This is a genomic window from Dyadobacter jejuensis (genome assembly GCF_003149085.1).
Taxonomy (GTDB): domain Bacteria; phylum Bacteroidota; class Bacteroidia; order Cytophagales; family Spirosomataceae; genus Dyadobacter; species Dyadobacter jejuensis.
In genome coordinates this window covers 291,735-316,174 of the sequence record NZ_QGDT01000001.1, presented here as the reverse complement: position 1 = coordinate 316,174, position 24,440 = coordinate 291,735, and the positions used below count along the sequence as shown (strand labels likewise).

The following is a 24,440-nucleotide window of genomic DNA, read 5'->3' as shown; positions in this document are numbered from 1 at the left end:
GTTATTATAAGCTTATTATTCGTATTGAAAAGTCCCGTATTCACTGCTGATGGTTAGGGCCTTCTTCTCCGATGCCTCCACTCTACCGATCATCTGCGCCGGGATACCAAAAGACTCCGAAATCTCGATCACCCGCTGGGCCTTGGCCTCATCCAAATAAAGCTCCAGACGGTGTCCCATATTGAATACTTTATACATTTCCTGCCAGCTGGTACCACTTTCCTTTTGGATAAGAGCAAATAACGGCGGTACAGGCAATAGGTTATCCTTGATAATATGTAGCTGATCCACAAAATGTAAGATCTTCGTCTGTGCTCCACCCGAACAGTGTACCATTCCATGGATATCCGCCCGCATTTCGTCTAACAGCGCTTTGGCCACGGGAGCGTAGGTACGGGTAGGCGAAAGAATCAACTTTCCTGCATTCACCGGTGCTCCCTCTATAGCATCGGTTAAGCTCTTAGATCCACTATAAATCAGCTCTTCGCTTACTTCGGGATCGTAACTTTCTGGGTATTTCTGAGCCAGGTACTTCCCTAGCACGTCGTGCCGTGCCGAGGTGAGCCCATTACTACCCATCCCTCCATTATATTCGTTTTCGTAAGTAGCTTGTCCATAGGAAGCCAGCCCTACGATCACATCACCGGCCTGGATATTGGCATTATCCACCACTTCCGAGCGCTTCATACGGGCCATCACGGTACTGTTGACGGTGATCGTCCTGACGAGGTCACCCACATCGGCGGTCTCCCCACCGGTGCTATGAATCTCCACCCCGTAGCTTCTCAACATCTCAAGGACCTCCTCGGCTCCATTAATAATTTCGGCAATTACTTCCCCAGGAATCTTATTCTTATTTCGGTCGATGGTAGACGAATACAACATAGGTCCCGTAGCCCCTACACAAAGCAAATCGTCGGTATTCATCACAATAGCATCCTGAGCGATGCCCTTCCAAACCGATATATCGCCCGTTTCCTTCCAATAGAGGTAGGCGAGGGAGGTTTTTGTACCCGCCCCATCGGCGTGCATCACGGTACAATAGGCAGGATCTCCCGCCAAAATATCGGGAACAATTTTACAAAAGGCTTTAGGAAAAATCCCCTTATCGATCTTTTCAATGGCCTTGTGTACGTCTTCTTTGGAGGCGGAAACACCGCGTTGTAGATACCGGTCTGAGCTATTCATGCTTAATATTATTGCTGTTTCAGGCTACAAAAGTAGTAAAAAAGCGGGTCCTGAAGCCGAAAAATATGCCTAGTGCTTCTCAGATCCATTTACTGCTTATATTTGCATCACCAAATGAGCGAGGGTTCACCAGTACTCCGACCTCACTGGGCAACCCATACCTAGATTCCTATTCACTCTTATGCTAGACAAACTTTCCCGAATACTGATGCCGCTGATGCTCCTCGGAATATTTAGCCATGGTACCATGGCTATGGGCCCAGCTCACTTCCAAGGGTCCCCGGCCCAGGACAGCCTCACCACCACGGAGCATCTGATACAGTTTGCCGCCAAGCAGCTCCATATTCCTTATCGGGCCGGGGGGAGCAGCCTCAAGGGCTTCGACTGTTCGGGGTTTGTACGCTATTGCTACCAACAATTCGATATCCTACTCCCGCACTCCAGTGCCAAGCAAGCCTCCCATGGCGACGCCGTAAGGCTAGAAGATGCCAAGCCTGGGGACCTGGTATTTTTTAAAGGCCAAAGCACCAAAAGCTCGATAGGCCATGTAGGTATCATTACCGATATAGGGCCTAATTCTGTCCGTTTTATTCATGCCGCTTTTAAGGGAGGGATACGCTACGACCTACTTCAGGCCGACTATTACCGTAAACGCCTCGTAGCCATTCGCCGCTTGGTTCACTAAGTCGCATGAGCTAGTTTCTGAAACTAGCAAGAAACCTTCGCGGCACCAAACTCCTAAAAGGAGCGGCAATTATTCATTTCCTGCTAAAAGCTGATTAGTTTTGTAGCTTTATTATTCCGCTACCCTAGGGCCATACCATGGGCCCGGAGGTACTTTCACCGCAAAACGACTCTATAATCTTGAAACTCTGGCAGAAAGAAAATACCGTTACCGCCGAAAAAATCGAGCGCTTTACCGTAGGACGCGACCGAGAACTCGATCTATTTTTAGCCGAATTTGATGTACTGGGCAACCTCGCACATGCACGCATGCTGGAGTCCATAGGCTTATTGACCCAAGAAGAACTCAGCGCTCTACAACAGGAGCTACGCCATATTTATACCCAAACCCAAGATGGTAGCTTCGTGATAGAGGAGGGTATAGAAGACGTCCACTCTCAGGTAGAGCTGATGCTCACCCGTAAACTTGGCGACACCGGAAAGAAAATCCATAGCGGTCGCTCCCGTAACGACCAAGTACTGGTAGACATGAAGCTCTTTACCCGTCATCGCCTATTTGAAGTAGTAGAGGCTACCGACAAGCTTTTCCAAACGCTGATACGCCGGTCCGATCAACATAAAAACGACCTGCTTCCTGGATACACCCATTTACAAATCGCCATGCCTTCTTCCTTCGGACTGTGGTTTGGCGCCTATGCCGAAGGGCTTATCGACGACGTGGTGCAACTGAATGGTGCCTTTAGACTAGCCAATAGGAACCCCTTGGGGTCAGGAGCTGGATATGGCTCGTCTTTCCCGCTGAACCGCCAGATGACCACCGACCTCCTAGGCTTCGAAGGCATGCACCACAACGTAGTATATGCCCAAATGAGCCGGGGGCGCACCGAGCAAGCGGCCTTATCCGCTATAGCCTCGCTGGCGGCCACCCTATCCCGATTGGCCATGGATGTTTGCCTTTATAACAGCCAGAACTTCGGGTTCATAGTCCTTCCCGACGACATGACTACCGGAAGTAGCATTATGCCCCATAAGAAAAACCCGGATGTAGCGGAGCTATTACGTGCCAAAACCAACCGCATGAAGGCCCTGCCCATGGAAGTTACGATGGTATTGAGCAACCTGCCGTCGGGCTACCACCGCGACATGCAGCTGCTTAAGGAGATCCTTATGCCCGCTTTCGACGAAATATTGGACTGCCTCGACATCGCCAATTTTATGCTGGAACATATGCAAGTCAAACAAGAGCTTCTGGCCGATGCCAAATACGACCTGTTGTTTAGTGTAGAAAGAGTCAATGAGCTGGTCATCAACGGAGTTCCCTTCAGAGACGCCTACCGACAAGTAGGTGCCGAAATAGGCGACGGCACTTACCAGGCTTCCCGCAACCTGCAACACAGCCATGAAGGAAGTATTGGAAACTTGCAAAATGAACAAATAGGCCAACGTATGGCCCAAGAAATAGCCCAATTCAAGATGGACCAAACGGCCCGGGCATTAGCGGAACTCCTTGTTCCCTAACGGTTTTTTATCTAAATTGTATCCATCTCACCAAAAGAAGATTCGGTGTGAGACGGATACAATTTCTACTTAACACCATGGCATCTCATTATTCAAAAGTCCTCGAGCCACGCACCGCCATGCGTATTACATGGCTCCTTTTGCTCTTCACCTTATGGCTTCAGCCCAGTACCTTGTGGGCTCAAGAGCCCACCCACACCGCGCCATCTAAACTTAGGGTCCTGCTGTTTTTAGATCCTGAATGCCCCATCACCCAGTCGTATATGCGGGAGATAAGGAACCTGATAGCCGACTATGAGCCCAAGGGCGTAACTTTTGAAGCTATATTCCCCACTTATACGGTGACTGATGCCGAGATTAAGAAATTTTTTGTCAAGTATAAAGTTCCCTTAAAGGGGCGCACTGACCCCGCGCACATCACTACCAAGCGATATGGCGCCACGACCATGCCCGAAGTCGTGTTAGTATCGGGCATTGGGCAAACCTTGTATCAAGGTGCGATCGACAACTGGTATTATGCCCTTGGGAAAAATCGCCCAAAAGCTACGGCTGCCTACCTCCGAAATGCCCTCGAGGCCGGCCTTCAAGGAGCCCCCATCCTGGTAAGGAAAACGGAGGCTATCGGCTGCCTGATCAACGAATAAATAGGCCCCTTATAATCTCTATAACCTAGTAACCCAGCATTTTTACTTCCTATTTATATATTTTAGTACAAATATTTCTTTAAATATTAGCTTTTTAAAACTAATAAAGTTAGATTTATACCTACCTGTAAGCGTGCTGAATTTGTAGAGAGAAAGGAGAGAATTATGGGAAAAGTGAGGAATATTTTAGAACAAAAGAAAACAGTCCCCATTTCGGTTGGCCCCGAAACGACTGTTTATGAAGCCTTAGAGCTGATGTTGGAGAAGAACATCGGTGCGCTCCTTGTGATGGAACAGGAGAAGTATGTAGGCATCCTAACAGAGCGTGATTATGCGCGTAAGGTCATCTTAAAAGGACTCTCGTCCAAAAGCGTGCCGGTAGGCACCATTATGACGGTCAATTCGGCCACTGTAACGTCTGACACCTCCATAGAAGAATGTATGGAGTATATGACTCAAAAATTCATCAGACACCTGCCCGTTATTGACGACGAAGTGCTGATCGGCATCATCTCCATTGGTGATGTGGTGAAGTATATCATAGAGGATCAGGAATACATCATCGGTAATCTTAAGCATTACATTACAGGTATCTAATAGCTAGTAGCAGTGAAGCAACGCTCGCATGAAGCGGTGCCGTTTAAAAAAGACCGTTTCATGAGGGGTTTTATTTTTTAAATACGGAAAGCTATGCCCTATACACACACTGCCTTAACTCCCGACTGGAGCTTCTGGATTTATGCCCTATTAGTGGGCGTATTATTGACATTCATACTCACGTTATCCTACTTCCTGGGACAACAGAACCGTAGCCGAGCCGTGGGCCAGCCATATGAGTCGGGCATTCTGCCCACGGGCACAGCCCGGTTGCGGTTTTCTGCCCAGTTTTACCTAGTGGCGATGCTCTTCGTCATTTTCGACCTTGAAGTGGTTTTTATAGTGTTATGGGCCCTTGCTTTTAAGGAGCTTGGATGGGCAGGCTATGTGGGAATCTCCGTATTTATAGGTCTGCTTTTCGCCGTTTTACTCTACGAATGGCGCATAGGAGCCCTCGACTTTGGCCCTAATGGAAAACGGATATTGAAAGCCTATAAGAAACGAATCCTTAACCAACCTGAGCTATGAACTGGTGGCTAACCCAACCTACCGAACCCGCCAAAACCATCGGTGGGACGGGATCGACAGTCGATTCACTCGAGCAAAGTATCCTGCTGACAACCGTACAGGATCTGGTAGCCTGGGGCCGGAAGAACTCGATATGGCCCTTTCATTTCGGGCTATCTTGCTGCTTTGTAGAGATGGCCACCAGCCTTACCAGCAAATACGACGTAGCCCGCTTTGGCGCGGAGGTTATACGCGGTACACCGCGCGAGTCCGACGTGATGGTCGTGGCAGGGACTGTATTCGTCAAAATGGCCCCTATCATCAAAAGATTGCATGAACAAATGATGGAACCTAAATGGGTTATTTCTATGGGTTCCTGCGCTAACTCTGGGGGCATGTACGATATATACAGTGTGGTACAGGGAGTGGATAAATTTCTGCCTGTGGACCTGTACGTACCGGGCTGCCCTCCCCGACCCGACGCCTTCTTACAAGGGCTTATGCTCCTGGCCGACACCGTAGGAAAAGAACAACGCCCCTTGAGCTGGGCCATTGGCCCTCAGGGAATCATAAAACCGGAACAGCGAAACATGAAAGAGGAGAAAAGAGCAGAGCGGAAAAACTGGACCGACATACGCACACCCGACTCCATCTAAGGCCCCACAGCCCTATAAGGAGACCTAACCTCCACACAGCCATGGAAACAGATTCGGACTTGGAATTATCACTTAGCACCCTATTTGGAGAAGGGGTCCAGGCCGCTCCGTCCAATAGGCCCAAGTCTTGCCCAACATTTTGGGTAAAAAAAGAACTCCTACAGCAGGTACTCAGTCACCTAAAGCATACCATCAGGCAGCCCTTCCATTTCCTCTATGACCTGACGGCCATAGACGAGCGCAGCCGGGGTGCCTTCGTAGCCCACCGAACAACACACGCCGATTTCACCCTCGTTTACCACCTTTTCTCCTACAGCCGCAACGCGTTTGTACGCATCAAAGTGGCTTTGCAGGGAGATTTCCCCCAGATGCCTTCTATCACCTCTCTTTGGGAAAATGCCAATTGGTACGAAAGGGAAGTGTACGATCTTTTCGGCATTCGCTTCGAAGGCCATCCCCATCTACGTCGCCTGCTAATGCCCCTTACCTGGGAGGGACATCCTTTGCGAAAGGAACATCCCGCTCGAGCCACCGAAATGGGCCCCTTCAGGCTATGGGACGAAAAACAAGACCGGGAGCAAGAAGCCCTACAGTTTATCCCCGAAGAATGGGGAATGAAAAAACGAGGGGAAGATGCCGACTTCATGTTTTTGAACCTAGGCCCACAGCACCCTGGCACCCATGGTGTGTTGCGTATTATCCTTCAGCTGGAGGGCGAAGAGATTGTAGACGCCATTCCCGATATAGGATTTCACCACCGTGGGGCCGAAAAAATGGGAGAACGGCAATCATGGCATACCTACATTCCCTATACCGACAGGGTCGACTATCTGGGGGGCGTGATGAACAACCTCGCTTATTTGTTGGCCGTAGAAGAACTTGCAGGCATAGAGGTCCCCCAGCGGGTGGCCGTCATCAGGGTGATGCTCTGTGAGCTATTCCGGATCGCCAGCCACCTGGTATGGTATGGAACCTTTGCCCAAGACCTGGGTCAGCTCTCGCCGGTTTTTTACATGTTTACCGACAGGGAAAAGATCTTCGACATCATAGAGGCCATTTGCGGAGCCCGTATGCACCCCAACTGGTTTCGGATAGGTGGCGTAGCTCAGGATTTGCCCCTAGGATGGAATATTTTAATCAGCGATTTCCTCTCCTATTTCCCCAAACGCCTCAAAGAATACGATCAACTGGTGATGCGTAATGCGCTCTTTAAGGCCCGAACGGTAGGCATAGGGATCTACACCCGCCAAGAAGCCATTGAATGGGGGGTAACAGGGCCCGGACTTCGTGCCTGTGGTATGGAGTGGGACTTTAGGAAGAAAAGGCCCTATTCTGGCTACGAAAACTTCGATTTTGACATCCCCACCGCCACCAATGGCGACTGCTACGACCGTGCCCTGGTACGGGTGGAGGAGATGCGGCAGAGCCTGCGAATTATAGAACAATGCTTGTATAATATGCCTGAAGGACCCTACAAATCGGACCACCCCCTTACCACGCCCCCCCTCAAAAAAAACACCATGGAGGACATTGAAACCCTGATCACCCATTTTCTGAATGTTAGCTGGGGGCCCGTCATCCCGGCGGGGGAGGCCATCAGCTGCATAGAGGCTACTAAGGGTGCCAATAGCTACTACCTAATCAGCGATGGAAGTACCATGCCCTACCGGGTAAGGATACGCACCCCTTCCTTCCCACATATGCAAATGCTGCCGTATATCAGCCAGGGCTATACGGTGGCCGACTTACTGTCCATCCTAGGCGGTATGGACTATGTATTGGCCGATATTGACCGATAAACCACCAAACACGGAAACGATGCACATAGACTCAATACTATCGGAACAGGAAATTGCCGCTATCGAAAAGGAAGTCGCCAAACTCCCTATGCCCAAAGCGGCCTGCATAGAAGCGCTCAAAATTGTGCAACAGCACCGAGGATGGGTATCCGACGACAGCCTGCAACTGATAGCGCAGCACTTACAGATGTCGACCGCCGAGCTAGACAGCGTAGCGACCTTTTATAATCTTATCTTCAGAAAGCCTGTTGGCCGGCACGTCATCTTACTTTGCGATAGCATTAGCTGCTATGTGATGGGTTACGAAAAAATATACGAAGGCCTACAACGACAACTACAAATAGGATTTGGAGAGACCAGCCCCGACGGGCGGTTCACCCTGCTCCCCAACGCTTGCCTGGGAACCTGCGACCACGCTCCCGCCCTGATGATAGACCAGGATACTTATCCCGATTTGAAACCAGAACAATTGGAAGCCATCCTCAACACCTACCCCTAAAGCCATGGAAAAGCCCCTTACCCAATATATCAATCCCAATCGGCCGGCCCTTCACCTGAAGGAATATGAACGGGTAGGGGGGTATTCGGCCCTGCGCAAAGCGCTGACAATGGCTCCTAAGGACATTACCAACATGGTGCAAGAGGCGGACCTGAAAGGCCGGGGCGGGGCGGGATTTAACACCGGGATGAAGTGGAGTTTCGTCCCTATGGACCCCGATATAGGAACTAAGTACCTCATCGCCAACGCCGACGAAATGGAGCCCGGAACTTTCAAAGATCGGCTACTGATGGAAGGGAACCCCCATCAACTGATAGAGGGGATGATTATTGCGGCCTATGCCATACAAGCCAACGTATCCTTTATCTTCCTGCGATGGGCCTACAAAAAAGCGGCCCGATTGCTAGAGCAAGCCATCGCCGAGGCTTATGACGCGGGCTATCTGGGACGCCCCATGGGCAGCACTGGCTACCAGCTGCACCTGCACCTACACACCGGTGTGGGGCGTTATATCTGTGGAGAAGAAACGGCTTTGCTCAACGCCCTCGAAGGCAAAAGGGCCACTCCTCGCCTTAAGCCTCCATTCCCACAGATTAGCGGACTCTTTGGCAGGCCTACTATCGTCAATAATGTGGAGACGCTATGCAATGTCCCGCATATCGTCAACAACGGCCCCGACTGGTTTAAGGCCTTGAGCAATAGCGGCGATGCCGGCACCAAGCTCTATGGAGTGAGTGGACGAGTAAAGACACCCGGGATTTGGGAGCTGCCCCTGGGAACTCCCATGGACCAACTCCTCGAGGATCACGCAGGGGGCATGCAAGATGGCTACCGGTTCAGAGGGGCCTTACCAGGCGGAGCCTCCACCGATTTTCTGGTGACCGAACACCTAAAAATCAATTTAGACTATAAGTCTGTAGCCTCGGCAGGTAGCCGCTTGGGAACGGGCACCATGGTCGTCCTCGACGACCGCACCTGTCCCGTTGGCTTCGTACATAACTTGGAACATTTCTTCGCCCAGGAATCCTGTGGGTGGTGTAGCCCCTGCCGAGAAGGCCTACCATGGACCGAAAAGATACTGCGGTCCATAGAAGACGGACGAGGAACGATACAGGACCTAGAGATCCTCGAACAGCATACCATTCAGCTTGGGCCGGGGCGTACCTTTTGTGCTCTGGCACCGGGCGCTATGGAGCCCTTGCAAAGTGCCCTCAAGTACTTTAGAGAAGATTTTGAAAGTCATATTTCCCAGAAAAAATGCCCGTGGAGGTAATCAATCATGGCACAGATACATATCGACAAGGAATCTTATGATGTAAAAAATGGGAAGAACCTATTGGAAACCTGTTTGTCTTTAGGCTATCAGCTACCCTATTTTTGCTGGCACCCGGCCCTCAACTCCGTGGGAGCCTGTCGACAATGCGCCATAAAAGTATTTAAAGATGAAAAGGATACCCGGGGTCGGATCGTGATGGCCTGCGTAGAACCCGTCAGCGACGGTCTGCACCTATCGGTAGCCGACCCAGAAGCCAGCGCTTTTCGCTCCCAAAACATAGAATGGCTCATGACCAACCACCCCCACGACTGTGCCGTGTGCGATGAAGGAGGATCCTGCCATTTGCAAGACATGACCGTCATGACTGGCCATGCCTACCGTCGTTTTCAATACCCCAAGCGCACCCACCACAACCAATACTTAGGCCCGCTGGTGCACCACGAAATGAACCGTTGCATCCAGTGCTACCGTTGTGTGCGTTTTTATAAGGACTATGCCGGCGGCAAAGATCTCGACGTGTTTGCAGCCCACGACCACGTATATTTTGGCAGGGCCAAAGAAGGAATTTTAGAGAGCGAATTCAGCGGTAACCTGGCGGAGGTATGCCCGACCGGAGTTTTTACGGATAAAACCTTACATACCCATTATACACGCAAATGGGACCTCACCATGGCGCCTTCTGTCTGTCAGCATTGCAGCTTAGGGTGCAACATCATTGCCGGAGAACGATATGGTAGTCTGCGAAGCATCACCAACCGCTACCACGAAGCGGTAAATGGCTATTTCCTTTGCGACAGGGGACGGTATGGATACGAATTTGTGAACCACCCCTCGCGCATCCAACACCCCAATGTAAGAGGAAGGCAGGTAAGCGGTAAAGAACTTTACACGACCCTACAGGACCTTTTGACTTCAAAAAACTGGATAGGAGTGGGATCGCCAAGGGCCTCCTTAGAGGCCAATTTCGCCCTCCGCAAACTGGTAGGCGATCAAAACTTCTACCAAGGGGTCAGTAAGGTAGAAGCCGACCTCCTCCAACGGATCCTTCATATGACTCATTCGGGGCAGATTCATCAACCTTCTTTGCAAGAAATAGAGCAGGCCGACCTGGTATTGATCCTAGGAGAAGACCCTACCCATTCGGCTCCCCGAATGGCCTTGTCGATACGACAGGCCGTTCGGAATATCCCGCTGCAGCAGACGGCCTCTACCCATATACCCGCCTGGCACGACGTAGCCCAACGCGAATACATCCAGGACACCAAAGGCCCCTTGTATATAGCCTATCCAGTCGCCAGCAAACTAGACGAATTGGCCAGCTATACCCTTCACGACCACCCCGATGTCCTAGCAGCGTTTGGCTTCGACCTTGCACAGGCTATTGGCGACGACCCGCTAGGCGACCAAAATGAGCCTACCCTGTTAAGAAATATAGCCGAGGCACTTTTAAAGGCCGAAAGACCGCTGATCGTGACGGGAACCAGTCTCATTAGCCATAATATCCTGGAAGCGGCCTGGGCCATTGCGATGGCCCTAAAGCATCAGAACAAAAACGCCAGCCTATCCTTTATACTCCCCAGCTGCAACTCCGCTGGGCTGGCCTATATGGAGGCCGAGCCCTTGGAAGTCCTTATGAAGTCGGCGAAACAAAACGGTATAAGTGGGGCCATCGTCCTCGAAAATGATCTATACCGCCATTATGATGCGTTAGAACTCGACCAGTTCTTCGAAAGTTTAGAGGATATCATCGTATTGGACCATCTGGAGCAGCCCACCACGGCTCAAGCTACGGTTACCCTACCGGCAGCCACCTTTGCCGAAACCAGTGGTACACTCGTCAATAACGAGGGGAGAGTCCAATCTTTTTATCAGGTATATATGCCAAAAAATGAGGACATTCGCCCATCCTGGCAGTGGTTAACGGAACTCTATCAGATCAAAATCGGCCTGACGCCCGACCTGCTTTATCCTTCCACGCCACTGCTAGAAGAACTAGCCGCATCCCTACCACAGTTTGCAGGCATAGGAGCCCATGCTCCTACCTTTGGGCTGAATGGGCAGAAAATCCCTCGGGAGCCACATCGGTATAGTGGCCGTACCGCTATGCTCGCCCATATTGCAGTCAGTGAACCCCGCCCCGATCAAGACGAGTTGTCCCCTTTTAGCTTTACTATGGAAGGATCCAGAGGGTTCCCACCACCTCCCCTGACCCCTTATTACTGGTCGCCCGGCTGGAACTCCAACCAAGCCCTCAACAAATACCAAATCGAGGTGGGAGGTGCCCTAGCAGGCCGACATGCCGAGGTCAATCTATTTGCCATGGCCAGCACCATTCCTTATCCCACCAAAAAGGGAGGGGTGAACCAGAGCCAATCTGTCATTCAGAATGCGACAACCCATACTTTCGAACTCCTGCCGATCACCCATATATTTGGGTCGGAGGAGCTCAGCGGCTACGGTGACGCCATTTCGAAACTGGCACCAGCCCCCTATTTTGCTATTAATAAGCAGGAGGCATCACGACTAAGCCTCCAACCCGGTGTCGACATTCATTTACGAATAGGGAAGCAGACTTACCCCTTAACGGTACAAATTGGCCAGGAACTTCCAGCGGGATGTGCCGCCATACCCTATAACATCCCCCCACTTACCGGTATTACTTGGCCTGCCCAAGGTACCCTAATCCCTACTACGCCATGACCGAGCCCTACCATTATCTGCTGATGATCGTGCTGGTATTGTTCACCCTTACCAGCGTAGCCGCCTTACTCATTTGGGTAGAGCGACGCCTGTTGGCCTTATGGCAGGACCGATGTGGCCCTAATCGTGCTGGCCCGTTGGGCCTATTCATTGTAGCGGCCGACACCCTCAAGCTATTCTTCAAAGAAGACTGGATCCCTCCCTTTGCCGACAAGCGAATCTTCGTGGTAGCCCCAGCCATTGTGGCCGCTACGGTATTGCTTAGCTTTGTGGTAGTACCCTTTGCGCCTAACCTACTCATAGCCGATTTGCACATAGGCTTGCTATTCTTCCTAGCCATGTCGTCGATGGGGGTTTACAGTATCGTGTTGGGTGGCTGGGCGTCTAACAACAAGTATTCATTATTGGGAGCGCTGCGAGGAGCCGCCCAAATGATCAGTTACGAGGTTTTTATGGGCCTATCGCTCATGGGGGTCGTTATGCTTTCCGGCTCGTTCCGCCTGACCGACATCGTCCTGGCGCAACAGGACTATTGGTTTATTTTTACACAACCCTTGGGTTTTATCATCTTTCTCATTGCTGGAGTCGCCGAAACCCACCGCCTACCTTTCGATATCCCCGAAGCCGAGAGTGAGCTCGTAGCCGGTTTTCATGCCGAGTATTCGGGAATGAAGTTCGGAATGTTTTTTATTGGCGAATACCTAGGCATCACCCTCATCTCGGCCATGCTCACCACGCTATTTTTGGGTGGCTGGCTCGGCCCTGTACTCCCTCCTATCCTGTGGTTCATACTTAAGACCAGCGCATTCATCGTCCTTTTTATCCTCCTAAGGGCCTCCTTACCCCGCCCACGTTACGACCAACTCTTAGAATATGGCTGGAAAATCCTGCTACCCCTCTCCCTGATCAACTTACTGGTCACAGGGGCTATTTCCTTACTCACCAGTTAAAACACAATCGTTATGTTTAGTCTATTGAGAAGTATGGCCATCACATTTCTGCATTTATTTAGCAAAAGGGAAACGATCCAATACCCCGAGGAGCGGGTTCCTTTGCATCCCCGATGGAGGGGGCGCATTGTGCTCACCCGCGACCCCGACATGGGTGAGCGCTGTGTCGGCTGCTACTTATGTGCGGCAGCCTGCCCTGTAGACTGCATCTCTTTGCAGGCCACCGAAGACGAGCAGGGACGACGCTACCCCGAATTTTTCCGAATCAATTTTTCCAGATGCATCTTCTGCGGGTATTGCGAGGAGGCCTGCCCCACTTACGCCATTCAGCTACTCCCCGACTTCGAGATGGCGGAGTACAACCGTCAGAACCTGGTGTATGAAAAAGAAGACCTGCTCATCGACAGCCAAGGAAAATACCCGGGCTATAATTATTATAAAGTTGCTGGAGTGGACTCCGGAATCAAACCCAAAGGTGGAGGAACTAACGAAAATCCTCCTGTAGATATTCATCAAATATTGCCTTAATCATGACAACAGCCTGGTATATCACCGCAGCCATTACCTTGGTATCGACATTGATGGTCATTACCCGGCATTATCCGGTTCATGCCCTGTTGTATCTCAACGTATCGCTTATCTCTTTGGCCTTGCTCTTTTATCTGATGGGCGCTCATTTTGCTGCTCTATTGCAGATCATCATCTATGCCGGGGCCATCATGGTGCTTTTCATCTTCGTGATTATGCTCCTCAACTTGGGCCAAGAGACCGCCACCCAAGAAAAACGATGGCTGAAACCCAAGGTATGGATAGGCCCTTGTCTACTGGCCCTGATCTTGCTGGTCCAGTTCACATATTCATTAAGCCTTTCTAAAGGGGAAACCTATATCAATAACGTGGTGGAGCCCAAGGCAGTAGCCCTATCCCTATTTCAATCCTATATGATAGGCGTCCAGCTGGCGGCTTTACTGCTGATGGCTGCGGTGGTAGGTGCCGCTCATATAGGCAGGCACAAAAGGACGAATGTCCATCGATTTCTTCAACATAAACCCGATGAATCATGACAACCGCCTCCATAGATAACGTACTCTTGTTAGCAGGCCTGCTCTTTACGATAGGAGTAGCTGGAGTGATGATGCGCAAAAACATCTTCTTTATGCTCCTGTCGGTGGAGATCATGCTCAATGCTGCCGGCCTAGCCTTTATAGCCGCAGGCTCCCATTGGGGGCAACCCGACGGCCAAGTCATGTTTATTTTTATACTGGCCATGGCAGCAGCTGAAGTCTCCATTGGGTTATCGCTTATCCTTCAGATTTACCATTTACACAAGTCGCTGGATATCGACAATCTAAAAGAGATGAACGGCTAGCAATACCTAAACAAAAAACCAATGCAAACGATGCTCTGGATCATACCGGCCTTGCCCCTACTCGGATTTCTGCTATTGATATCCTATGGCTCCCGTTTGTCACGAAGACAAACTGCGGCCATAGGGGTTGGTAGTGTACTACTTTCGGCTTGTGCAGGCCTATATGCTGGGGGACAGTTGCTGTTGCATCCTAGCCTGGTGTATGAGGTAACGCTTTGGACCTGGATCGACATAGGCGATTTCCACCCCGCCATAGCCCTGCGAATGGATGCCCTAGCTGCGGTATTCGTTTTTGTAATCACCCTGATCGGCGCCCTCATTCACCTCTATTCGGCCGAGTTTATGGAAAAGGACCCCGATTACAGCCGTTTCTTCGCATGTATGAATCTGTTTGTTTTTGCTATGCTCGTCTTGGTCCTGGCCGACAACCTCCTGTTGCTCTACTTAGGCTGGGAAGGGGTAGGCCTGTGTAGTTACCTGTTAATAGGCTTTTGGTATGAAAACCCCGCAAATGGCCATGCGGCCCGGAAGGCCTTTACCATGACAAGAATAGGTGATACCGCCTTGGCCATAGGGCTTTTTTGTATCTACTATGCATGCAAGAGCCTGAATATCGTCGACATATCTACTGCAGCACCACTGATCTTTCAGCAGAACCCTCAAGAAGCCACCCTCATAGCATTTCTGCTGCTGGGTGGGGCCTTGGGAAAATCGGCACAGCTCCCCTTACAAACCTGGCTGCCCGACGCTATGGCGGGACCATCGCCCGTTAGTGCGCTCATTCATGCCGCCACCATGGTTACGGCCGGGGTATACCTCATCGCCCGGATGTACGTTTTCTTCGAACTAGCTCCGGCGGTTCAAGGGTTGATAGCTGTGATAGGCGCCATCACCTTGCTCGTGGCTGGCCTCAGTGCGCTTACCCAATACGATATTAAAAGGGTACTCGCCTACTCCACCATCAGCCAGATCGGCTATATGTTCCTAGCCCTGGGCGTGGGAGCCTGGACGGCAGCTATTTTTCATTTTATGGTCCATGCCTTCTTCAAGGCCCTGCTCTTCCTTGGCGCGGGGGCCATTATTGAGTCGGTAAACCATGAACACAGCATGTTTCGAATGGGCGGACTCCGTAAGAAGCTGCCCATTATATTTTGGACCTTTATGGTTGGCACGGCGTCCCTAGCCGCCATTCCACTGGTCACTGCCGGTTTCTATAGCAAAGACCAGATCCTCTGGTATGCCTGGGGAGCTAGGCATGGCCAAGCCTGGCTTTGGTCTATGGCCTGGGTGGGGGCATTCATCACTGCAGCCTATAGCGCCCGTATGGTACTACTGGTATTTTGGGGCCCGCTCAAGACCGAGGTAACCAGCCGCCCCCGGTGGTCCATCACCTTCCCGCTCATCGCCCTGGCCGTATGTTCTACCTGGATCGGATTTGTGGACCTGCCGCATAATTTTGGCCATTTCACTCCATTCTCCGATTTTCTACATCATACCCTACCTCTTACTGAGCTCCGCGCCGACCCCACTACCGAATGGATGTTTCAGATATTGGCCACGGTAGCCACCGTTGGTGGGCTCTTGCTGGCCTATTCCTATTATTATATCCATAACAAGCGATTACGACACCTAGCCAATCAACCTTTGTTCAGACGGCTGCATCGACTCTGGCTGGCGGGATGGGGCTTCGACAAGCTTTACCAAACCTTCATCAGCAGGCCGTTTCTATGGGTCACCAAGGCCAATAAAGCCGATGGAGTCGACCAACTTTACTCGGCCATGGCCAATATTACAACATCCCTCAACCAGCGAATGGCGGCCCTACAGAGTGGGTCGCTGCGGTGGTATATCATGGGCATGGTACTGGGAGCCATCATTTTATTCGGTTTACAACTATTATTATGACACTCATATACCTCATCGTTATACTCCTAGCAGGAGGCCTTCTTAGCCTCTTGGCAGAAAGACGCTCTCCCCATGCTCCTCGATGGGTAGCGCTGATCACCACCTGTGCCAGCCTCGTAGTAGGACTCCTGTTTTGGATTCAGCATTATCCACAGATCATCCAGTCTCCAGCCGACCACTGGCTAGAACGCTTTCAGGTGAGCTGGATCCCGTCATTTGGTATTAGTTTTCACTTGGCCATAGACGGCCTCAGCCTGATCCTGCTCACTCTCACAAGCTTTATGGGAATTTTGGCCGTAGGCTGTTCATGGAATGAGATCCAGGAGAAGACAGGATTCTACTACTTCAACCTCCTGTGGGTTCTCGCTGGGGTAGCGGGGGTATTTATGGCCATGGACTTGTTTATGTTCTACTTCTTTTGGGAGGTGATGCTCATCCCCATGTATTTCCTAATCAGCCTTTGGGGAAGTGAGAAAAGAGAGTACGCCGCCATCAAATTTTTTATCTTTACCCAAGCCAGTGGGTTGCTCATGTTTCTGGCCATATTGGGCCTTTATTATATCCATGGTCAAAATACCGGTGTCTATTCCTTCGATTATTTCGATTTGTTGGGCAGCACCCTACCTCCTTCCCTGGCATTTTGGCTTATGTTGGGATTTGCCATAGCCTTTTCGGTGAAGCTCCCCTTGTTTCCTTTTCACTCTTGGCTCCCCGATGCCCATGGAGAGGCCCCTACTGCGGGAAGCTTGCTTTTGGCGGGCCTCCTGCTCAAAACCGGCGCTTATGGTCTACTCCGATTTGTAATACCCCTGTTCCCCGATCAAGCCCAGGCCATGGCTGAGCCTGCCATGGTTTTAGGAGTTATAGGCATCTTGTACGGAGCCTTTTTGGCCTTCGCCCAAACGGACCTTAAACGACTGGTAGCCTATACGAGCGTCAGCCATATGGGATTTGTAGTGTTAGGAATATTCGCCTTTAACGAGCTGGCCCTTCAAGGTGTGGTGATGCAGCTGGTGACCCATGCCATAAGTACTGGCGCCTTGTTTATATTGGCAGGAATGCTCAAAGAGCGGCTCCATACCCGCAATATCGACCAAATGGGTGGGCTATGGTCCCGTATGCCACAGCTCGGAACCTTAGGGTTGGTATTTGCCCTCGCCTCCTTAGGCTTGCCAGGCTTTGGTAATTTTATTGCCGAATTCCTGATCTTAATGGGCGCCTTCGAAGAAAGTCGTTGGCTTACCGTCGTGGCTGCATTGGGACTAATTTTTTCGGCGCTCTATTCCCTACGAATCGTACAGAAAATATTTCTTGGACCTCAAGAGCGGTATGGGGAGCTGCCCGATTTTACGGTCAGAGAAAGATGGATGATGGCTGCTTTGGCGCTCTCCATTCTATGGCTTGGCATATACCCTCAACCCATTATTAATACGGCCAAACCGGCCATTGTCCAACTGGTGAAGCTTATGGATATCAAGCCTGACACCACATCCCAGCACCATTATGGCCCCTAATGATTTCCTTGCTTTGCTTCCCCTGCTGATTCTCTCCATCGCTGCCGTGCTGGTCATGATGCTCATTGTGGCCAACCAAAGCCATAGAGTCATCCAAATGGCAAGCTTATTCCTGTTCCTTACCTCTTTCCTTTCCCTTTTCTTAATCCCAGTAACCTTACCCTATGCCATAGCTCCGCTCCTTCTGATAGACTCCTTTGGGGTTTATATGATGGCGCTTATCGTCTTCTCCGCCTTAGTCGTCAATATTATTTCTTATGTATATTTCGAAGGCAAAGAAGAAGGACCAAAGGAGTATTATGTCCTCCTATTTCTTTGCACGTTGGGAGCCTGTATACTCGCCGTTAGCCAGCACTTCGTGTCTCTATTCCTAGGTCTGGAGATTCTTACAATAGGACTTTATGCGCTCATCGCCTACTTGAGATCCCGGCAGCGAGCCATTGAAGCAGGCATTAAGTACCTTATTTTAGCCGCCTTTTCTTCTGCCTTTCTATTATTCGGTATGGCCCTTATATATGTCCAAACTGGCTCCATGTCCTTTTCGCTTATCGCCCATTCCTTAGCATTAGAAACCGACCTACCGGCACTATTCCTACTCGGAATAGGCATGATGATGGTAGGCATAGGCTTCAAACTCGCCATAGTACCCTTTCATATGTGGGCGGCCGATGTATACCAAGGAGCACCGCTGCCTGTTACCGCCTTCATAGCCACGGCCTCGAAGGGCGGAGTGCTGGCCGTTACCTTTCGGTTCCTGACTAGTATTGATGGACTTCGGTTCCATGTACTGAGTGCCAGCTTGGTCGTTCTGGCGATGGTATCTATTCTGCTAGGGAATATTTTGGCGCTTCAACAAAAGAATTTGAAACGCTTACTCGCTTATTCCTCTATTGCCCATTTTGGGTACCTGCTCGTTGCCTTTGTCCCCAATAGTCCTCTTTCACTCCCTGCCATGAGTTTTTATTTGTCGGCGTATCTGATCAGCACTTTGGCTGCATTCGGCATTATGGCCGTACGCTCCGATGGCACCGAAGAGGCGGAAGAATTGGCCTCTTACACCTCACTTTTTTGGCAAAGCCCCTTACAAGCTAGCATCCTTGGACTGGCCATGCTATCGCTGGCCGGTATCCCCCTCACGGTAGGCTTCACTGGCAAATTTTATCTATTGGCTGCCGCCATTCAAAATAATTATTGGGCCCTGGCTTTGGTACTCGTACTAGGTAGCATTCTGGGTATTTACTATTATTTACGGGTCATCAACAGCTTATTGAAAGGGGGGACTACCACGGGGGCATTACCAAAGACCGCCTTCCCTTATTTCTTGGTCCTCAGCCTGGTCATGCTATCCTTGTTGGCACTGTTTATCTTAGGATTGGGAGTTTTTCCCGAGTCTTTGATAGGCTATTTGAAAGACTTACAAATGGGCGGTACAACCAGCGTATATTAAAAAAGAGACAGACCAACTGGCCTGCCTCTTTAAGATAATTAAGACAAATTATGAAAGTCTATTTCCTTATGGTTTATCCCACCATACTCTACCAGTCGCATCCTGAGGATCCTTACCGAAGCCTGGCAAAGTAGCCATGGCATCGTAAGCCGCCTTTTGGTTGGTATAGTTCTGGTCATTTTCGTTCAATAACGACAAGGGAGCTCTGCGTGGCAGGGTCAATACGGCGTTATTATTGGTAAGTACAGGCAACATTACCGACGAGGTGGCATTGGGGAATCCGGTACGTTTCCAAAGTGCCCAACCTTCAGCAGGTTGCTTTAAGAAATGCAGATAGGCTTGTGAGGCTATCTGATCCAAGGCCTTGGATGCGTCGAAGGCTACTGCCGGCATCTGCATATAAGCCTCTACCTCCGCTTCTTTCACTGGAGTATAGTTGGTCAGTTTCGAATCGATTCCGATCATATCATACCAGTCAATAGAGCTTTTCACACCTTTTTCGTACCAATCTTTGGTTCCTGAGCCTATTCCACGAGCCGCGATCTCGGCACGCATAAAGCAATACTCAGAATAGGTAATAACGGGTATAAATACCAGCCCGCTACCCACAACACCATTTGCGTCCGTTTCCGATGGGCGGAATAAGCGAGGCTGCAAATAGCTCAAGGTATCGACCACGATAGAAAGGTCGCCGGAGCGTACCGTTCTGGTTGCATAGTATTGCGCCTTAATGGCTGGACTACTCGCCTGATCGGGGCTGGTGAAGCTCCCTAGGTACCGGCGTGAAGCTTCGGTAGTACCCGCGGGCAGTTGGTTGTCGGCAATCAGCAAATCGATATTGGCCTGAGTATAAGTATTGGGAGCCACGAAAGCGTCGAGTCGTGGATCTTTATTTTCATACATAAAATCGACCATAGGCTTAGTGGCCCTGAGGCTAGCTGGGTTCCAGTTACCTCCAGAAGTAAACGACTGGTTGGCAGTAAACACCCATCCATCGGCTTGGGTAGTCATCAGGTCGGTTTCGGGCATGGCCACGATCTCATTGATGATGCTAGTAGCCGTAGAAGGATCGACCTTGATCTGTCTTAGGGCGATTTTTAGTCGAAGGGCATTTCCTGCTTTCACCCATTGCGTGCTGCTACCGTTATAATAGCCATCATAGTCTCCTAGGGTTACCTGAGGAGCCGATTGAGTCTGTTTCAATACCGAAACGGCTTCCTTGATCTCAGCGTCGAGCCTAGCAAATAACGCCTGCTGGGTATCATATGCTGGGGTTAAGGTGCCTCCGTAACGTGCCTGAAAGGCCTCTGAATAGGGAATGCTGCCATAGATATCCGATACATAAAAGGCATAATAGGCCTTTAAGATTCTAGCAATGCGAATCATATGTACGTAGCGTGGCTGCACGTCGGCCTCCATTCTTTCTACCAGTTTCTCTATATCGTAAAGCTGGGCTCCGTTGCTATACAAGGCACCATACCGCGACGAAAAATTCGACATGTTGGTGGTGAAAGCACCTTGGTTCCCGTTAACACCGGTGGCATATTGCATCCAAGGCATAATTCGGGTATAGAAGTCGTAGAACGCCTCAAAATCTTGACCATGAATTCCACGGGAAGCATTCAAAAACTGGTTTTCGGGTGGTATGCTCGACAAGGCATCGGGATCCACGTTAATGTCCACAAAGTCTTGTTTGTCACAAGCCGTCAGCCCCCCTAACAAGAGTAGGGAAGTTGAAAATATTATTTTATTAAATGTTTTCATATGAATTTTCTTTCAAATATTATGGATTGCACAAATCAGAAGCCTACGTTAATAGAAAAACCAAGGTTTCTTGTGAAAGGCGCCCCTCCGTATTCAGCAAATTCACCGGCACGGTTACTCTTAAGACCTTCCGGGTTTATACCGTCCTTGGCAGTCATATAGAGGTAAGTCAGGTTACGTCCTACCAATCCTACACGTAGCGATTGAATTTTGTACTTGTTGATGATATTGGCAGGAACCGTATACCCTACAGAAACTTCGCGTAGAGAAACCCATGAGTTTTCAAAAACAGAGTACTCACGAATTCCTGATCCCCATTGGGTCAAGTTTTCATAATAGGCATAGGCTGGTATCGGAGTAAGGTATCCGTTGGCTACGGCCTCAGAATACTGCATGCCTCCTAGGTCGATATCCGTTCCGTCCACATTCACTTTATATCCGTCGGCCAACACACCTTCGGGGATAATACCATCATCGCGGGTATTTCCGGCGGCATCGGTAAAGGTAACTCCACCAAGGGCTGCATTTCTACCCGGTAAGCTGTTTTTCAAGCTACCGTTGCTCGAGCCATATTGGTGCGTACCAGAGGCCATCAAACCACCAATTTTCGCATCTACCTGTACCGACAGATTGAAATCGCCATAAGAAACCGAGTTAGAGTTACTCAATAAGAATTTCTCAAGCATGGTTCCTAGGTCTCTTGAACCCTGTCCATAAGAACCGCTCCGTAAGTAAGTAGGGTAGCCGTCGGTAGCATTACTAGACGCCCCAATTACCCGCTGTCCATTGGATGGGCTGCTAATTTCGGCTCCGCTTGCATCTTTGGCTTGGTATAAGGCATAGGCATACGATGAGGAAATGGTACCGTAGTCGCCACCCACTCGGGCAATCGAGCGTACATCCGCACCAAAGGCCAAGCTTAGCTCATAGCTATCCACTCCGTCTACCAATTCAAGAATCTTGTTTCTATTTCTAGAGAAGTTGAAAGTAGTATTCCAGTTAAACTTATCCGTTTTGATAGGATTAGCCGTCAATAATATCTCTATACCCCGGTTTCTAATCTTACCCGCATTGATAATACGACCCGTTAAGCCCGACTCCGAAGGTACACTTACCGTCAAGATCTCATTAGTCGTCAATTTATTGTAGAAAGTAAAGTCAATACCTAAACGGTTTTTGAAGAACCGAATATCGGTACCAAATTCTATCTCACGTGCCAAACGGTTTTTCAAATTAGCATTTGGCAAAGTTCTGTCGCGGAAACCGTAGGATGGAAGTACTGAACCATCTGGCAAGGTATAATTTCCTGAAGGATTGTATATACCCGTTCTGTTGGTAGACCATGCGTCGGTATCACCACCTGTATAACCAAAGCTGGCACGAACCTTACCGAAGCTTAACCAATTGGGTGTATCCTTAAAGGACTCTGTGGCGATCCATGACAGACCCACAGAAGGGTAATCGTAAGACCAATCGCCAGTTCCATTTTTATAAGTCAAGGTAGAAGTCCAGTCTCTCCTGTAGCTGGCATTCAAAGTAAGCAAGCCTTTGTAGGTAACATCTCCATAAGCGTACACTGCATCCGTTCTTTTGGAAGGTATTAAGCTAGCACTAGAAGAAGCTACGTTGATAGAATTGGAAAGAGAATAGACTTCAGGAATTCTAAGGCCACCACTAGTTCCATTGGTAAACTGACGTCCACCATTGATTTTGTTGGTCTCTCCCCCCACGGTCAAGCTCGTCTCAAAGTCGGAACCGAAGCTCTTGTTGGCAGTAAACAACCCTTGTACCCGGTATTGGTTATTGTTGGTTGCATACGTACTGTATTCATCATTGCCCGAGAAAAGTGCGTTATCACCACGTTTCAGATATTCACCCGTATAGATCTCGTTCTGCAAGTTACTACGAAGTAAACCCGTCAGCCAAGGAGTGATCTGAGCTTTAAGGTCGATGTTACCACGGAAAATTTTCTCGTTACGCATTCTCTTCCTTTCATTGATCTCCCACATAAAGTCGGTGAGGCTATAGGGATCATTCGCACCCCTTCTACGGCCTCCTACGTTAGGATCTATGTAATTATTCATCCAATAGTCGATATCCAAACTACGGGGACGATAATACACAAATTTGAAAACCGGGTTATAGCTACTACCTTGGTTAGTAGGATTCAGCAAATTGTTGCTGGTATAATCGGCGCTTACATCCAAATCGATAATTTTACCAATTTTCTGGGTCGCACGAATGTTAAAGTTATTCCTTTTCATTTCCGTCCCTGAGGGCATCACCGACGAATTGAACAGATTGGAGTAAGATACCCGGAAGCTCGAGCGCTCGTTACCACCATCTACAGCAATATTATGGTTGATGTACTTACCCGTGTTGAAAAAGCTAATAGGGTCATTGGCCTTCCATTCTATCATACGTCCATCCAAATCTTTCACTTGCTGCCCATTGAACTCAGGACCATAAGAGTAGAACCAGTTATTGGCGTCTACCATATCCACACCATTGGCGTCTTTTTCAAATGTAGGACTCAAACCAGCACCAAATTGGTTCTGTAAGTCGACGATCCGATAAGCCTTTTCAAAAGAAGAGGAATGGTTATAGGAAACTCCCAAACCTTTGGTTTCACGACCTTTTTTGGTCTGAATCAACACCACCCCATTCAAAGCCTCAGAACCATACAAAGAACTCGCAGCGGAACCCTTCAATACGCTCATCGACTCGATATTATCGGGGTTGATGTTCTTCATAATATTTCCGAAATCCTGCGCTCCACCCCAAGAATCGGCCCCGGTAGTACCAGGACGTATCAATACTCCATCTACCACGAATAGAGGCTGAGTATTAGAGCTCAAGGAAGCATTACCACGAATCCGAATCCGAGAAGAGGACATAGGACCGCTGGCACCTTGGTTGATCATCACCCCGGCTACTTTACCTTGTAGGGCATTCACCAAGTTGGCATTATTGGTACGGGTCAGATCCTTCCCTTCTACGGTTTGGGCCGAATACGTCAATTTCCGAGTTTCGGTAGCCATACCAAAACCAGTTACTACTACTTCGTTAAGGGTTTTTAGATCTTCCGCCAAGTTAACGGTGAGTATACTGGCATTTCCTACTGCTACCTCCTTGGTAACATATCCGATAGACGAAAATACCATTACGGCTGAGCTGGAACCTATCGATACAGTGAACTTACCATTCACATCCGTAGCTCCGCCATTATTCGTACCCTTTACGAGGTACGACACGCCGGGTAGAGGATTTTGCTCCTCATCAAGCACCGTCCCACTGACGGTCTTTTTGTCTTGGGCCATACTCCAGGTACTTCCTAATAGAAGTACAAAAAGTGATACCAGACCTAATAAAGTTGTAAACTTTTGTCTCATGGTAATCCTGGTTAGTTAAAAAAATTGGGTG

20 protein-coding genes are annotated in these 24,440 nt (G+C 49.6%); 17 read left to right on the top strand and 3 right to left on the bottom strand.

Translation table 11 applies throughout. The features are described from left to right. Nucleotides 1-15: 15 nt before the first annotated feature. Nucleotides 16-1,188: an AIR synthase related protein gene (locus tag CLV98_RS01400; RefSeq protein ID WP_109672177.1), complete on the bottom strand. Its 1,173-nt coding sequence runs from the start codon at nucleotides 1,186-1,188 to the stop codon at nucleotides 16-18. A 181-nt stretch (nucleotides 1,189-1,369) separates the two neighbouring features. Between CLV98_RS01400 and CLV98_RS01395 the strand changes: the two genes are divergently transcribed. The 17 genes from CLV98_RS01395 to CLV98_RS01315 all read left to right on the top strand — a co-directional run bounded on the left by CLV98_RS01395 (nucleotide 1,370) and on the right by CLV98_RS01315 (nucleotide 19,253). Next, a complete protein-coding gene (locus tag CLV98_RS01395; RefSeq protein WP_109672175.1) occupies nucleotides 1,370-1,873 on the top strand; it encodes a C40 family peptidase in 504 nt (167 codons plus the stop codon). Nucleotides 1,874-2,052: 179 nt separating this feature from the next. After that, nucleotides 2,053-3,390 carry an argininosuccinate lyase gene (gene argH / locus CLV98_RS01390; RefSeq protein ID WP_109673017.1) on the top strand — a complete coding sequence of 446 codons (1,338 nt, stop codon included), beginning with the start codon at nucleotides 2,053-2,055 and terminating at the stop codon, nucleotides 3,388-3,390. 47 nt (nucleotides 3,391-3,437) lie between these two features. Next, nucleotides 3,438-4,034, top strand: a complete 597-nt coding sequence (locus tag CLV98_RS01385; protein ID WP_158281186.1) for a thioredoxin domain-containing protein — start codon at nucleotides 3,438-3,440, stop codon at nucleotides 4,032-4,034. Between the two features lie 165 nt (nucleotides 4,035-4,199). Next, nucleotides 4,200-4,631, top strand: a complete 432-nt coding sequence (locus tag CLV98_RS01380; protein ID WP_109672172.1) for a CBS domain-containing protein — start codon at nucleotides 4,200-4,202, stop codon at nucleotides 4,629-4,631. Nucleotides 4,632-4,724: 93 nt separating this feature from the next. Beyond that, nucleotides 4,725-5,159 carry an NADH-quinone oxidoreductase subunit A gene (gene ndhC / locus CLV98_RS01375; RefSeq protein ID WP_109672170.1) on the top strand — a complete coding sequence of 145 codons (435 nt, stop codon included), beginning with the start codon at nucleotides 4,725-4,727 and terminating at the stop codon, nucleotides 5,157-5,159. Beyond that, entirely contained in the window at nucleotides 5,156-5,794 is a 639-nt protein-coding gene (locus CLV98_RS01370) for an NADH-quinone oxidoreductase subunit B (RefSeq protein WP_109672169.1), read from the top strand. The genes ndhC and CLV98_RS01370 overlap by 4 nt, the downstream gene beginning before the upstream one ends. After that, entirely contained in the window at nucleotides 5,683-7,593 is a 1,911-nt protein-coding gene (gene nuoC / locus CLV98_RS01365) for an NADH-quinone oxidoreductase subunit C/D (RefSeq protein WP_310588696.1), read from the top strand. Before CLV98_RS01370 ends, nuoC begins: the two co-directional genes overlap by 112 nt. Before the next feature lie 19 nt (nucleotides 7,594-7,612). Further along, nucleotides 7,613-8,092, top strand: coding sequence for an NADH-quinone oxidoreductase subunit NuoE (gene nuoE / locus CLV98_RS01360; RefSeq protein WP_229203156.1), 480 nt, complete (start codon nucleotides 7,613-7,615; stop codon nucleotides 8,090-8,092). A gap of 4 nt (nucleotides 8,093-8,096) precedes the next feature. Continuing rightward, complete coding sequence (gene nuoF / locus CLV98_RS01355; RefSeq protein WP_109672165.1) at nucleotides 8,097-9,365, top strand: NADH-quinone oxidoreductase subunit NuoF; 1,269 nt, start codon at nucleotides 8,097-8,099, stop codon at nucleotides 9,363-9,365. A gap of 6 nt (nucleotides 9,366-9,371) precedes the next feature. Then, nucleotides 9,372-12,068 (top strand): NADH-quinone oxidoreductase subunit NuoG, encoded by a 2,697-nt coding sequence (gene nuoG / locus CLV98_RS01350; RefSeq protein ID WP_109672164.1) that lies wholly within the window; start codon nucleotides 9,372-9,374, stop codon nucleotides 12,066-12,068. Beyond that, the gene (nuoH, locus tag CLV98_RS01345) at nucleotides 12,065-13,018 is read left to right on the top strand and encodes an NADH-quinone oxidoreductase subunit NuoH (RefSeq protein WP_109672162.1); all 954 of its coding nucleotides are present in this window, start codon (nucleotides 12,065-12,067) and stop codon (nucleotides 13,016-13,018) included. The genes nuoG and nuoH overlap by 4 nt, the downstream gene beginning before the upstream one ends. A 12-nt stretch (nucleotides 13,019-13,030) precedes the next feature. Continuing rightward, nucleotides 13,031-13,546 carry an NADH-quinone oxidoreductase subunit NuoI gene (nuoI, locus tag CLV98_RS01340; RefSeq protein WP_109672161.1) on the top strand — a complete coding sequence of 172 codons (516 nt, stop codon included), beginning with the start codon at nucleotides 13,031-13,033 and terminating at the stop codon, nucleotides 13,544-13,546. A gap of 2 nt (nucleotides 13,547-13,548) precedes the next feature. Then, nucleotides 13,549-14,082, top strand: coding sequence for an NADH-quinone oxidoreductase subunit J (gene nuoJ, locus CLV98_RS01335; protein ID WP_109672159.1), 534 nt, complete (start codon nucleotides 13,549-13,551; stop codon nucleotides 14,080-14,082). Further along, nucleotides 14,079-14,387, top strand: coding sequence for an NADH-quinone oxidoreductase subunit NuoK (gene nuoK, locus CLV98_RS01330; RefSeq protein ID WP_109672158.1), 309 nt, complete (start codon nucleotides 14,079-14,081; stop codon nucleotides 14,385-14,387). The genes nuoJ and nuoK overlap by 4 nt, the downstream gene beginning before the upstream one ends. A gap of 21 nt (nucleotides 14,388-14,408) precedes the next feature. Then, on the top strand, nucleotides 14,409-16,292 hold the full coding sequence (gene nuoL / locus CLV98_RS01325; RefSeq protein ID WP_109672156.1) for an NADH-quinone oxidoreductase subunit L: 1,884 nt from the start codon (nucleotides 14,409-14,411) through the stop codon (nucleotides 16,290-16,292). Next, nucleotides 16,289-17,806, top strand: a complete 1,518-nt coding sequence (nuoM, locus tag CLV98_RS01320; RefSeq protein ID WP_109672155.1) for an NADH-quinone oxidoreductase subunit M — start codon at nucleotides 16,289-16,291, stop codon at nucleotides 17,804-17,806. The genes nuoL and nuoM overlap by 4 nt, the downstream gene beginning before the upstream one ends. Then, a complete protein-coding gene (locus tag CLV98_RS01315) occupies nucleotides 17,796-19,253 on the top strand; it encodes an NADH-quinone oxidoreductase subunit N (protein WP_109672153.1) in 1,458 nt (485 codons plus the stop codon). Before nuoM ends, CLV98_RS01315 begins: the two co-directional genes overlap by 11 nt. Before the next feature lie 66 nt (nucleotides 19,254-19,319). Here CLV98_RS01315 and CLV98_RS01310 read toward each other — a convergent pair whose 3' ends face one another. Further along, entirely contained in the window at nucleotides 19,320-21,017 is a 1,698-nt protein-coding gene (locus CLV98_RS01310; protein ID WP_109672151.1) for a SusD/RagB family nutrient-binding outer membrane lipoprotein, read from the bottom strand. 35 nt (nucleotides 21,018-21,052) lie between these two features. Beyond that, nucleotides 21,053-24,409, bottom strand: a complete 3,357-nt coding sequence (locus CLV98_RS01305; RefSeq protein ID WP_109672150.1) for a SusC/RagA family TonB-linked outer membrane protein — start codon at nucleotides 24,407-24,409, stop codon at nucleotides 21,053-21,055. Nucleotides 24,410-24,440 lie beyond the last annotated feature (31 nt).

Coding starts and splice junctions, on each gene's coding strand:
- CLV98_RS01400 (WP_109672177.1), bottom strand. CDS start 1,188: ATGAATAGCTCAGACCGGTATCTACAACGCGGTGTTTCCGCCTCCAAA.
- CLV98_RS01395 (WP_109672175.1), top strand. CDS start 1,370: ATGCTAGACAAACTTTCCCGAATACTGATGCCGCTGATGCTCCTCGGA.
- CLV98_RS01380 (WP_109672172.1), top strand. CDS start 4,200: ATGGGAAAAGTGAGGAATATTTTAGAACAAAAGAAAACAGTCCCCATT.
- ndhC (WP_109672170.1), top strand. CDS start 4,725: ATGCCCTATACACACACTGCCTTAACTCCCGACTGGAGCTTCTGGATT.
- CLV98_RS01370 (WP_109672169.1), top strand. CDS start 5,156: ATGAACTGGTGGCTAACCCAACCTACCGAACCCGCCAAAACCATCGGT.
- nuoE (WP_229203156.1), top strand. CDS start 7,613: ATGCACATAGACTCAATACTATCGGAACAGGAAATTGCCGCTATCGAA.
- nuoF (WP_109672165.1), top strand. CDS start 8,097: ATGGAAAAGCCCCTTACCCAATATATCAATCCCAATCGGCCGGCCCTT.
- nuoG (WP_109672164.1), top strand. CDS start 9,372: ATGGCACAGATACATATCGACAAGGAATCTTATGATGTAAAAAATGGG.
- nuoH (WP_109672162.1), top strand. CDS start 12,065: ATGACCGAGCCCTACCATTATCTGCTGATGATCGTGCTGGTATTGTTC.
- nuoI (WP_109672161.1), top strand. CDS start 13,031: ATGTTTAGTCTATTGAGAAGTATGGCCATCACATTTCTGCATTTATTT.
- nuoJ (WP_109672159.1), top strand. CDS start 13,549: ATGACAACAGCCTGGTATATCACCGCAGCCATTACCTTGGTATCGACA.
- nuoK (WP_109672158.1), top strand. CDS start 14,079: ATGACAACCGCCTCCATAGATAACGTACTCTTGTTAGCAGGCCTGCTC.
- nuoL (WP_109672156.1), top strand. CDS start 14,409: ATGCAAACGATGCTCTGGATCATACCGGCCTTGCCCCTACTCGGATTT.
- nuoM (WP_109672155.1), top strand. CDS start 16,289: ATGACACTCATATACCTCATCGTTATACTCCTAGCAGGAGGCCTTCTT.
- CLV98_RS01315 (WP_109672153.1), top strand. CDS start 17,796: ATGGCCCCTAATGATTTCCTTGCTTTGCTTCCCCTGCTGATTCTCTCC.
- CLV98_RS01310 (WP_109672151.1), bottom strand. CDS start 21,017: ATGAAAACATTTAATAAAATAATATTTTCAACTTCCCTACTCTTGTTA.
- CLV98_RS01305 (WP_109672150.1), bottom strand. CDS start 24,409: ATGAGACAAAAGTTTACAACTTTATTAGGTCTGGTATCACTTTTTGTA.